Annotated in this window: 11 protein-coding genes and 1 riboswitch; of the genes, 4 read left to right on the forward strand and 7 right to left on the reverse strand. The window is 58.0% G+C overall.

Annotated elements, in window-relative coordinates; genetic code table 11:
- The first annotated feature begins 99 nt into the window (after positions 1-99).
- On the forward strand, positions 100-1,482 hold the full coding sequence (locus VJ956_RS03145) for a wax ester/triacylglycerol synthase family O-acyltransferase (protein WP_324081548.1): 1,383 nt from the start codon (positions 100-102) through the stop codon (positions 1,480-1,482).
- A gap of 78 nt (positions 1,483-1,560) precedes the next feature.
- Here the strand turns inward: VJ956_RS03145 and VJ956_RS03150 are convergent, their stop codons facing one another.
- The 6 genes from VJ956_RS03150 to thiC all read right to left on the reverse strand — a co-directional run bounded on the left by VJ956_RS03150 (position 1,561) and on the right by thiC (position 7,096).
- A complete protein-coding gene (locus VJ956_RS03150; RefSeq protein WP_324081550.1) occupies positions 1,561-1,965 on the reverse strand; it encodes a phasin family protein in 405 nt (134 codons plus the stop codon).
- A 155-nt stretch (positions 1,966-2,120) separates the two neighbouring features.
- Positions 2,121-2,513, reverse strand: a complete 393-nt coding sequence (gcvH, locus tag VJ956_RS03155) for a glycine cleavage system protein GcvH (RefSeq protein WP_324081552.1) — start codon at positions 2,511-2,513, stop codon at positions 2,121-2,123.
- Between the two features lie 78 nt (positions 2,514-2,591).
- The gene (cpdA, locus tag VJ956_RS03160; protein ID WP_324081566.1) at positions 2,592-3,398 is read right to left on the reverse strand and encodes a 3',5'-cyclic-AMP phosphodiesterase; all 807 of its coding nucleotides are present in this window, start codon (positions 3,396-3,398) and stop codon (positions 2,592-2,594) included.
- A 182-nt stretch (positions 3,399-3,580) separates the two neighbouring features.
- The gene (locus VJ956_RS03165) at positions 3,581-4,063 is read right to left on the reverse strand and encodes a DUF1249 domain-containing protein (protein WP_324081554.1); all 483 of its coding nucleotides are present in this window, start codon (positions 4,061-4,063) and stop codon (positions 3,581-3,583) included.
- A gap of 1 nt (position 4,064) precedes the next feature.
- The gene (locus VJ956_RS03170; protein ID WP_324081556.1) at positions 4,065-4,682 is read right to left on the reverse strand and encodes an NUDIX domain-containing protein; all 618 of its coding nucleotides are present in this window, start codon (positions 4,680-4,682) and stop codon (positions 4,065-4,067) included.
- Positions 4,683-5,218: 536 nt separating this feature from the next.
- Positions 5,219-7,096 carry a phosphomethylpyrimidine synthase ThiC gene (gene thiC, locus VJ956_RS03175; RefSeq protein ID WP_324081558.1) on the reverse strand — a complete coding sequence of 626 codons (1,878 nt, stop codon included), beginning with the start codon at positions 7,094-7,096 and terminating at the stop codon, positions 5,219-5,221.
- Between the two features lie 87 nt (positions 7,097-7,183).
- Positions 7,184-7,307: riboswitch (TPP riboswitch) on the reverse strand.
- Between the two features lie 106 nt (positions 7,308-7,413).
- Between thiC and VJ956_RS03180 the strand changes: the two genes are divergently transcribed.
- A complete protein-coding gene (locus VJ956_RS03180) occupies positions 7,414-8,790 on the forward strand; it encodes a TolC family outer membrane protein (RefSeq protein WP_324081560.1) in 1,377 nt (458 codons plus the stop codon).
- A 32-nt stretch (positions 8,791-8,822) separates the two neighbouring features.
- Here the strand turns inward: VJ956_RS03180 and waaA are convergent, their stop codons facing one another.
- Positions 8,823-10,097, reverse strand: coding sequence for a lipid IV(A) 3-deoxy-D-manno-octulosonic acid transferase (waaA, locus tag VJ956_RS03185; protein ID WP_324081568.1), 1,275 nt, complete (start codon positions 10,095-10,097; stop codon positions 8,823-8,825).
- A 161-nt stretch (positions 10,098-10,258) separates the two neighbouring features.
- On the opposite strand from waaA, the gene lpxL reads away from it, so the two are divergent.
- Both lpxL and VJ956_RS03195 read left to right on the forward strand, forming a co-directional pair.
- A complete protein-coding gene (gene lpxL / locus VJ956_RS03190; protein ID WP_324081562.1) occupies positions 10,259-11,203 on the forward strand; it encodes an LpxL/LpxP family Kdo(2)-lipid IV(A) lauroyl/palmitoleoyl acyltransferase in 945 nt (314 codons plus the stop codon).
- Positions 11,190-11,530, forward strand: a 341-nt coding sequence (locus tag VJ956_RS03195; protein WP_324081564.1) for an ELM1/GtrOC1 family putative glycosyltransferase, incomplete at its 3' end; no start/stop codon positions are given. The genes lpxL and VJ956_RS03195, both read left to right, overlap by 14 nt.

Raw genomic sequence — 11,530 nt, forward strand, 5'->3', positions numbered from 1 at the left:
TGCGCAAACAGGTAACAAACATCACAGGGCCGTCACCGGACCGGAAAATTCTGCCAGCGGTGGCCAGCCAATGCATCCTTGACCAGGAAAACTGCGCCCATGACACAGGCCATGGAACCCATGAGCAGCGTTGATACGGCCTGGCTGCACATGGACCAGGACGAAAACCATATGATGATCACCGGGGTGCTGGTACTGGACCGGCCTCTGGACCCCGGCATGTTCAAGAAGTTGCTGGTGGAACGCCTGCTGCACTTCGACCGCTTCCGGCAAAAAGTGGTTGAGCATAATGGCAAAGCTTACTGGCAAAACGATCCACATTTCCATCTCGACAATCACGTCCACCGCATCGGTCTGCCCGAGCCGGCAGGTCAGGCAGAACTTGAGGAGCTGGTGGCCGACCTGGCCTCCGAATCCCTGGACTTTCACCACCCCCTCTGGCAGTTCCACCTCGTCGATCGCTACGAGGACGGCGCCGCCCTGATCTCCCGCATCCATCACTGCATCGCCGATGGCCTGGCGCTGGTCCAGGTATTGATGTCGCTGGCGGATGCAGCCGGGGACCCTCCTGCACCGGAGCTTGATCCGCTCCGGGAAACCTCGCTGCTGGAGCGACTTTCCCGGCCATTGCGGCAGGTTGCGCAGGCAGGAGCCCATCTGGGGCACAACCTGATAAGTGAGGGCATGGACCTGGCCCGCCACCCCGCTAAGGTCCGTCAGTGGGCCGAACAGGCCGAGCATATTGCCAGGGAACTGGTCGGTTTAGGGCTACTGCCACGGGATCCGCAGACTCGTCTCCATGCACCCCTTGGGGGGCGCAAGCGCATTGCCTGGGCGCAGCCGCTTGAGCTGGCGGCCGTCAAGGAAACCGCTCACCAGTTAGGGGGCACCGTCAACGATGTACTGATGAGTTGCGCCGCTGGCGCACTGCGAAATTACCTGACGGAAGCCGACACCATTCCCGGGAGTGAGATCCACGTCGCAGTACCCTTTAACCTGCGTTCGCGGGACCAGACGGTAAGCACCCTGGGCAACCAGTTCGGCCTTGTTATCGTTGCTCTCCCGGTCAACGAGGCTGATGTCCTCAAACGTTATCAACAGGTCCGGGCGGCAATGACAGACCTCAAGAATTCCGTTCAACCACAGGTGACATTCGGCCTGCTTGACCTGCTTGGCAAAGGGCCGGTAAGCCTGGAAAAATCTGCACTGGACATGCTCAGCGACAAGGCATCGCTGGTCATGACCAACGTGCCCGGACCGGCGTCAGTGCTCAGCATCGCGGGAGCCCGGATTCTGCAACCGCTGGTCTGGGTGCCCCAGTCAGGGCACCTGGGAGTCGGTTTCAGTATCCTCAGCTACGCCGGATCCGTCCAGTTTGGCGTCATTGCCGACAGCCAGATGGTCGCTGATCCCGGCAAAGTGACCCGCTACTTCGAGGAAAGTTTCTGCGAGCTTCGGGACCATGCATTCCGTCGCCAATGAGCACTGCCCTGTCGGCCGAGAGGCTTGGCGATATGCTTCGGGTCCTCAACGGCCTGGCGAACCGTTTTTACGCCGGGCTCAGGCAGAACTGTCTCCTTTACTGCTGGCTCCCTTACCACTGGTTTTGGCAGCAGGCTTCGACAGTTGGCTGTTATCCTGGGCATCATTGATACTGGACTTCAACTGGGCACGGGCCTCGAAAAGATAATCCTGCCAGGCCTGCCAGTCGCTGGATACCTGCTCACTGATTTCCCTGAAGGCTTCCGCCTGGCCTTCTGACAGCTTTTTGAGGTCTTCCAGGTTACGCGCTTCTGCCAGTTTACGGGACTGTTCGCTTGCGATCTCCGTGTACCGGCGCATGGCTTCCATCTGGATCTCTGCCGCCTTGGCGAGCTGGTGAAACAGGGTTTCATTGAACTGTGACGCCCGCTCCATAAAATCCTTGGAACGATCGTTGAAATCAGAAAAAAGGTCGTTAGTCATAATCTATCTCCTTTGGATTGCAACGAGCCCCTTTTTGACCATTCAGTTTAAAGAGGCCACCCGGAACATTACCCGATTCCAGTCCCTCCGTATTATTTTTTGTCACCAAAAAACCGAATTTATTGACCTGCGTCATCTGTGCCGGAAGCTACCACTCACTCCGCGTCCGCAATATGCGAGGCATAGGCCGCGGCATCCATCAGTCCCTCGAGCTCGCCCTGATCCCTGGTGCTGACCTTGAACAGCCAGCCATCCCCATAGGGATCTTCATTGACCAGTTCCGGCTCGTCCTCCAGGGCCTCGTTGACCTCGATTACTTCACCAGTGACGGGACTGAAAACGTCAGACGCCGACTTGACGGACTCGGCCACCCCGGCCTCTTCGCCTCCAATGACCGTCGACCCCACCTCAGGAAGCTCCACATAAACCACGTCGCCCAACTGATCCTGCGCGAAGTCTGTAATGCCCACCGTCGCAGTACCATCATCGGCAGCGCGGACCCACTGATGGGTCTCAATATACTTCAGATCTGGGGGTGTTTCGCTCATGCTGGGGCTCCCGGGTAGACAGTTTCGGGCATTTTAACTGAAGAATATCAGGCAGGCTAACGTCCGGAACCGGCAGTATCAGTATCCGGTACTGTTCGTATCCAGCTCGTAGGTGAAATCTTCGGCGCGTCTGACCCCGGTCGTAAAGTCACCATTGGCCATCATTTCAAACCAGCGATATCCGGGGGCTCTCTCTTCAACAGAGAAACGGACCGAGCGCGCTTTGAACTGGATGCAGGTGGACGGCGTTGCCAGCAACCTGACGTTTTTGCGATAGTCATCGTACTCCTGATGAACGTGCCCCCAGAGAACCGTTCTGACCTGGGGGAAACGGTCCACAATCTCCCAGAAATCGTCACGATTCTGCAGGCCGATAGCGGACATCCACTCGCTTTCAATATCCACAGGGTGGTGATGCAGGGCAATCAGCGCCGGCAGCTCCGGGTTGTCCGCCAGGGTCTTTTCAAGAAAAGCCAGTTCCGAGCCCGGAAGATCACCAAAGACTTTTCCCGGCACCGAGCTGTCCAGAAGCACGAACTGCCAGCCTCCCACCACCAGATGGCGGCAACCGGCATTCATTTCCGCAGCGACGCAATTCAATACCTCAGCATCATCATGGTTGCCTGCTATCCAGGCAGAACCACAGTCAAAGGCTTTCAGCCTGTCAGCGAACAGGCGATAGGCCGTTTCTGATCCGTCCTGGGCAATATCTCCGGTAGCCAGAATCAGATCCGGCGCGGCATGATCCCGCCGGGCCTGCGCAATCACTGCGTCAAGGCTGTCCCTGGTTCTTACCCCCAGCAGCGCTCCGGTATCGTCGGCCATGAGGTGTGGATCGGTGATCTGTAACACCCGCAGGGGCGGTTGGCGGTCGATTTCTGTCATAACACCCGTGGTTTCAATGTTGGCGGACATTGACCAGTCTGTAGTGGCCTATCGGCGAGGTTACCGGGACTTGGTCCTGCAGTCCCGAATTTGATCAGATTCTTACCGGACTGATGCATCCGATTTCCTGTTTTGACAACTTCGACACATCCCGACGCCTTCAACCCTGCGTCAGAGGCTTGTTAGTCCACGCCCTCACCTGTCCACACGGAATGTTCCATCGGCAGATGTCCGAATCGCAGACAATAATCAAGCCAGTCGGCGAGGAAACTGTTTATCTGTACCTTTTCATCGGGCTGATGCATGAAGCGGTTCGGGTAATCGTTGACTGGCGCGATCTGGCGGTCACGGTAACAGCTGATGACTTCCGCCATGGCGGCGTCATGATAGATACGAACGGTTAATTGTGGGTTGTTCAGCCAGCGACCGGCGTTATGAACCTGTTCCAGAAGCAGGGTTTCGGTGAACTTTGCGACCTGCAGAACCTTGATGCGCACACGCCCCAGATACTGATCCTGGCTGCGCAGTTCAAATTCACTCACCGGATTACCGCCCGCTTCGAGTTTGCGGAGGCGATGCAAACGCATGTAATTGCCATCGCACAGCGCGCCAAATCTTCTGAGATCCGGCACATAGCGGCGGGGCTTCATCACCCAATCGGTCATTCTAACTCCAGTCTTCCCGCAGGCGCGGGCGGTTCAGTTGCAACCACTGCAACGCGATAATCGCGGCAGCGTTGTTGATACGTCCATCATAAATCATTGCAATGGCTTCGTCGGCACTGAATACGTGAGCGCGGATGTCTTCATGCTCATCTTCCATGCCAAAGAGTCCACCAGCAGACTCGGTGCTGATACGACCGCAATAGAGATGTATCAGTTCCGTGCTGCCACCGGGTGAAACCAGATAATCGCAGATCCTCTCCAGCGGCCTGAATGTCAGCCCCGCTTCTTCCTGACCTTCACGCTGTGCCACCTCCTCCGGGGATTCGCCATCTTCATTGATGCCGGCGACAAGTTCCAGCAACCACGGCGACTGATCGCGGTCCAGGGCACCGAGACGGAACTGCTCAAGCAGAACGACTTCATCACGCTCCGGATCGTAAGGCAGCACACTGGTGGCGTCGCCACGAATGAAGAGCTCGCGGGTAAAGGTGGGCATTTCCGTGCCATCAAAACGCGGGTGGGTCAGCCAGAGCTTATCCATGCGGAAGAAGCCCTGGAACACGGTTTCGCGCTTTTCGATGGTTACGTCATCGCGGTTGAACTGGAACGGTCTGGTCATAATGCATCCGGCTGATTCTCGATTTTGAACGATAGCCGGTAGTTTGGTGGTGGTGCAAGCTTCTGCCCCAGCCTTTATTTTTGAGTGCCTGGTCGCGGTGGAGATGGCTTCCCAAAACACGCTCCTTGCGGCCCATCCATGGGGCGCTTGGGCTCCGCCATCCCTGGCTCCGCACAGTTTTGGGAAGCCATCTCCACCGCGACCCCGAACCTTTGCAGTTATACCGACAACCCAGGCCAGCATTTATTATGTGCAACCGTTGACAGGTCATTTCACCAGCGATAACTGCCAAAGTCCGACCGAGTCGGGATGGTAGCACCGTTCAGAAACGTGCGGAGCCATGGGTGAAGAGCGATTAGCTTTTCACGGGCTGGCCAAGGATGGCCTGCCCTGGACCTTCAGTGCGACGCAGGAGCAATAAGCACTGAAGGGCGGAGCCCGAGACGCACAGGGACGTCTCGAGTCGTTTTCTGAACGGTGCTGCCATCCCGGCTCAGGCTGGTCACACGCAGTCTTGATAGACCACGGCACCAGCCTCAGACCTTGTCATAAAGCTTTGACCCGGCCTCCACAAACTCCCGGGATTTCTCCTTCATGCCGACATCCACCGCCGACACCTCATCAATCCCGTGCTCCTTGGCGTACTCCCGTACTTCCTGGGAAATCTGCATGGAACAGAACTTCGGGCCGCACATGGAGCAGAAGTGCGCCACCTTGGCCGAATCTTTCGGCAGGGTTTCGTCGTGGTAGGCGCGGGCCGTATCCGGGTCCAGGCCGAGGTTGAACTGGTCTTCCCAGCGGAACTCGAAACGGGCTTTGGAAAGCGCATTGTCGCGAATCTGGGCGCCGGGATGACCCTTTGCCAGGTCAGCGGCGTGGGCGGCAATCTTGTAGGTGATAATGCCGGTTTTGACATCATCCTTGTTGGGCAGGCCAAGGTGCTCTTTCGGGGTGACATAGCAGAGCATGGCGCAACCAAACCAGCCGATCATCGCCGCACCGATGCCGGAAGTGATGTGGTCGTAGCCGGGTGCGATGTCCGTGGTCAGCGGGCCAAGGGTGTAGAACGGCGCTTCGTCACAGCACTCCAGCTGCTTGTCCATATTTTCCTTGATCAGTTGCATGGGTACATGGCCCGGCCCCTCGATCATGCACTGGACGTCGTGCTTCCAGGCGATTTTTGTGAGCTCGCCCAGGGTTTCCAGCTCGCCGAACTGGGCCTCGTCGTTGGCATCGGCAATCGAACCGGGCCGCAGGCCATCGCCAAGACTGAAGGCTACGTCGTAGGCTTTCATGATTTCGCAGATGTCCTCAAAGTGCTCGTACAGAAAGCTTTCCTGATGATGGGCCAGGCACCACTTGGCCATGATCGAGCCACCACGGGAGACAATGCCGGTGGTGCGTTTGGCGGTCATGGGCACGTGATGCAGGCGCACGCCGGCGTGAATGGTAAAGTAATCCACGCCCTGCTCTGCCTGTTCGACCAGGGTATCGCGGAAGATTTCCCAGGTAAGCTCCTCGGCGGCACCGCCCACTTTTTCCAGAGCCTGGTAGATAGGCACTGTGCCGATCGGCACCGGCGAATTGCGGATGATCCACTCCCGGGTTTCATGGATGTTCTTGCCGGTAGACAGGTCCATGATGGTGTCAGAGCCCCAGCGGGTGCCCCAGGTCAGTTTTTCCACTTCTTCCTCAATCGAAGAGCTGACTGCGGAATTGCCGATGTTGCCATTGATTTTCACCAGGAAGTTGCGACCGATGATCATCGGTTCGGTTTCCGGGTGGTTGATGTTATTGGGAATGATGGCCCGGCCACGGGCAACTTCGTCCCGGACGAATTCCGGCGTGATTTCCGGAGGAAGCGCGGCACCAAACGACTGGCCGGGGTGCTGATCCTTTAGGAGTCCCTGTTCGCGCGCGTCCTGAAGCTTCATGTTCTCGCGAATCGCGATGAATTCCATCTCCGGTGTGATCATACCCTGGCGGGCATAATGCATCTGGCTGACGTTTTTGCCGGGTCTGGCCCGCAGCGGTTTGCGCTCATCCATAAAACGGAGAGGATCAAGCTGGGGGTCTTTCATCCGGCGGCGGGTAAACTCCGAGGTATAGTCAGGGAGCTGTTCGACATCCCCCCGCTCCTGGATCCAGGCGGCGCGAATAGGCTTGAGCCCTTTACGCAGATCAATAATGGCCTCCGGATCGCCATAAGGACCGGAGGTATCATAGACTGCGACCGGGGGGTTTTTTTCACCGCCCAGGTCAGTCGGGGTGTCGCTGACGGTAATTTCCCGCATCGGCACCCGCAGATCGGGTCGGCTGCCCTGCACGTATATTTTTCTCGATTGCGGCAGCGGTTTGATCGCGGCGGAGTCTACTCTGGCGGAATCGCTGAGGTAAGAAGGAAGTTCTGTCATATTGCGCCCCTGAAGGTTGGGATTCGGGTCGCGTATGACGGAGACAGGTTGAAGCTGAAGAGTGTTGCGCTATCGAGAGGCTTCAGCACTGCCGAAAGTCTTAATCCCTACGCCGGTATTATCCGGATCAGGTCGCGGGTTCTGCGATGCAATCTCAGCCTAATGTCAGAGCTTTTCAGACTCTCTGACACCAGCACCCCGTCAAGACGCGAATTCAAATAGATGACACTGTTAATCAGTGTCATCCACAAGTGTAGAGGTCGACCTGATTATTGTCCATAATACGACCTCGACGCGCGCTAACGTTAGGAGATGACATGAAAAAACGACTGCTTTCCGGGCTTGTCGGCCTGCTCGCAGCTCAGCCAGCCGTATCCATGGACCTGGTGGACACCTACAGGAAGGCACTCTCCTATGATTCCGGCATAGCAACAGCGCGGGCCACTTTTGAAGCCCAGAAGGCCGCCAGTGACGTCAGCCGCAGTGCTCTGTTGCCTGAGATTGTCGGCTTTGGTGAGGCGAATCATACAGACGTGGATAGCCCGAGCCAGGACACAGGTTATAAAACCTTTGCTTATGGCGTTCGCCTGACCCAGCCCCTGTTCCGTGCTCAGGAATGGTTCCGTTACGATGCCAGCCAGTTCCAGACTGAAGCCGCTCGTGCCGACTATAACCTCGCCCAGCAACAGCTGATTCTGGATGTTGCATCGGCTTACTTTGGCGTTCTGCGGGCAGCAGACAGCCTTACCGTTTCCAGGGCAGCTGAAGCTGCATTCCAGCGCCAGTATGAGCAGGCTCAGGAACGCTTTGACGTTGGCCTCATCGCCATTACCGAAGTCTACGAAGCCAGAGCCACCTACGATGCCAGCAAGAGCCAGCGCATTGCCGCTGAGAGTGAACTCGCAATTGCCCGGGAGCAGTTGGCCCGGTTGACCGGTGAATATGAAGAGAGCCTGAACAACCTGCGCCGGAATTTCCCGCTCGGTCGCCCGGAGCCCATGGATCCCTCGGCCTGGGAAAATCTCGCGCTGGACCAGAACTGGCAGATCCAGTCAGCAATCTACGATCTGAATTCCACCGAAGCCAACCTGAAAACGGCCAAGTCAGGCCACTTGCCCACACTCGACCTGAATGCGTCTTACGGCAAAACCGATATTGACGGTCTGGAAACTGCAGTGCAAGTGGCTACACGGGGTGGGGAAACCACGGAAGGCCAGATCGGAGTCACCCTGAATGTTCCCCTGTACCTTGGCGGCGGCACCCAGGCCGGAGTCCGTCAGCAAAGGTCGCTGGTAACGGCCGCTGAACAGTCGCTGGAAACGGTCAGGCGTGATGTACGGGTCAACACCCGCAGCCTGTTCAGAACCGTGAATACCAACATCGAGTCGGCCCTGGCACTGGAGCAGACCATTATTTCCCGTCGCAGTGCGCTGGACGCCACCCGCGCCGGCTATGAAGTGGGCACCCGCAACATTGTGGAAGTGCTGGACGCCGAGCGGAACTATTATGTGGCGCTCAGGGACTTTGCCAATGCGCGATACGACTATGTCGTCAATTCGCTGCAGCTCAAACAGTCAGCAGGTACCCTCAATCCGCAGGATCTGGCCGACCTGAACAGCTGGCTGAGCGCGACAGCACCGGGTATTGAAGCACTGGCCAACGAGGAAGCCACGCTGAACGATCCCATGCAGTAGGCTGAACCGCCATGGCCCACGATGGGCAGGAATCAGACCCGCTCGCTAATGCCATCCACGACCCGCTCAAGGGCGCCCCGGTTGGCATTCACCACGGCCAGAGCGTTCTGCCCCGTCCTGACGGCCGTCTCGCGATCTGCAAGCAGCTCGCTGACCCGTTCTGCTAACGACTGCGCTGACGGAGTCATGCAGAAGCCCCCGCCGGTCGTTAGCTGGCTATAGATAGTCTGGAAATTGAAAATGTGAGGCCCGGACAGGACCGGCAACCCCCAGGCTGCCGGCTCCAGCGGGTTGTGGCCACCCCGCTCGATCAATGATCCGCCGACAAAGGCAACGTCAGAGACACCATAGAGCATTAACAGCTCGCCCATGGTGTCGCCAAGATAGACCTGGCAATCCGGCACCGGGGCATCCTCCGGCGCCCTCAGCTGTGCGGATCGCCGCTCAAGGGTCAGGCCCACAGAAGTTACCAGCGCCGCCACCGCCGCGAACCGCTCCGGATGACGGGGAACAATCACCAGCTGTGCACTGGGGTGTCGGGCAAGTATGACCCGGTGGGCCTCCAGAACCTCGCGATCCTCTCCCTCATGAGTGCTGGCAGCAATCCATACCGGCCGGTCTGCACCGAGTTTCTCCCGCAGAGCACACGCCTGGACTCGGGTCTGGTCAGATATTTCTACATCAAACTTGATACTGCCGGTGACCGATACCGAAGACGGCTCTGCCCCTATGTCCAGAAACCGGCTGGCGTCTTCCGCAGCCTGAGCCGCGATCCATCGAATACTCTGAAGCAGGGGCTTTACGGATGAGGCCACGCGTTTGTATTTCTTTGCGGACCGCTCCGACAATCGCGCATTGATCAGAAAAATGGGCACGTTCCGCCGGTAACTGAGTGCAATCATGTTGGGCCAGAGCTCGGTTTCCATGATGACCAGTGCTCTCGGCTGGACCCTGTCGACAAAGCGACGGACGGCTCCCGGCGTATCATAGGGCGAAAAGGCATAAAGCACCTTATCCCCGAACAGTGCCTTGGCCCGCGCCGAACCGGTGGCCGTCATCGCAGTCATCAGAATGGGTATATCCGGATTCCGTCGCAGCAGGGCCCTGACCAGCGGGGCTGCGGCAATGGTCTCACCCACCGATACTGCATGCACCCAGATAACCGGCTCTGGTGAGGGCGCAACGTAACCCAGCCGTTCCTGCCAGTGCACAAAACCATCCGGATTCTTTCTCCCGACCCACCAGAGACGGAAAATCACGAAGGGCAGCGCAATGCGAAAGCACAGGGAGTAAAAAAAATGCAGCATCATGACTCCGGACTGGTTTTTAGCGGTGGTTATTCTACCTAAAGCCGGGGATAGCGTCTGCGCATCCGGGTTCACAATCAGCCCGGATCGCGGATATTCCTGCTTCAATTGCCCTGCTAGACTGTAGCCCTGTTACTGGAAATCGTCAGGTACGCAACCGAGTGAAAACAGGAAAAAAAAACACCCGCGACACGCTCTACCACCATTACCTTCATCCCCGCTGGTGGCCCACCTGGGTCGGCGTTGCCCTTATGTGGCTGGTCGCCCAGCTACCGCTCAAACTTCAGTGGTGGCTGGGCAGACGCCTGGGCGATCTGGCTTACCGTGTTGCCACCCGTCGCCGCCGTATTACCCGGGTAAACATTGATCTGTGTTTCCCCGAACTGTCTGATCAGAAACGGGAAGATCTGGTCAGGCAGACATTCCGGGCCAACGGCATCGGGGTAATGGAACTGGGGCTGGCCTGGTTCCGCAACCCTGTTTCGTTTCTTCCGGTTACCGAAGTGCACGGGCTGGAAAACCTGGACGCAGCCCTGGCCCAGGGTAGGGGCGCCCTGCTATTGGGTGCCCATTACAGCACTCTGGACCTCGGCGGCAGCCTGGTCACAGAGTATATCGAGGCCGACGTCATGCAGCGGGACCACAATAATCCACTGATGAACGCAGTGATGACCCGCGCCCGCGAGCGCCGCTATGGCAAGGCCCTGGACAGCAAGGACCTGAGGGGACTACTCAGACGCCTGAAAAACAACCGTGTTATCTGGTACGCCACCGATCAGGACTATGGCCGGAAAGATATCGTGTTTGCGCCCTTTTTTGGTGTTCCGACAGGCTCCATAACCGCTACCTCACGGATTGCCGACCGCAGCGGCTGTGCTGTAGTGCCCTTCAGTCATTTCCGCAGGGAGCGCGAACCCGGCTACGATATCTACTTTCACCCGCCGCTGGAAAATTTTCCCTCCGGAGACGACCTTGCGGACGCCACCCTGGTGAACAAGACTATCGAAAACGAGATCCGCAAGCATCCGGACCAGTACCTGTGGATGCACCGGCGCTTCAAAACCCGCCCGGACCCTGACGATCCAGGTTTCTATGGCAAACGCTAGGCCCGTGGTATGGCTTCTCACCGACAACAAACCAGGCCACAGCAATCAGTTGAAAGGTCTTGGCCACCGGCTTCGCGTGCTCGCTGGCGCAAAGCTCTACTGGATTGACGCTTCCGCCGCCAGAGTCCCGCTCTGGAGGGCACTGCTTGCCTCGCCGCCGCCACTGTGTTCTGAGCCGGCCCTGCCCCATCCGGACCTTGTCATTGCCGCCGGCTCTGGCACCCACCGGCTGTTACTCTCCCTCCGGCGGCTCCGCCGGACAAAGACGCTGGTCCTGATGAAGCCGGGCTTCCCGTTGTCATGGATCAGCGGAGCGGTGATTCCTGT

The sequence above is a fragment of the Marinobacter sp. genome, from assembly GCF_035268745.1.
Classification (GTDB): domain Bacteria; phylum Pseudomonadota; class Gammaproteobacteria; order Pseudomonadales; family Oleiphilaceae; genus Marinobacter.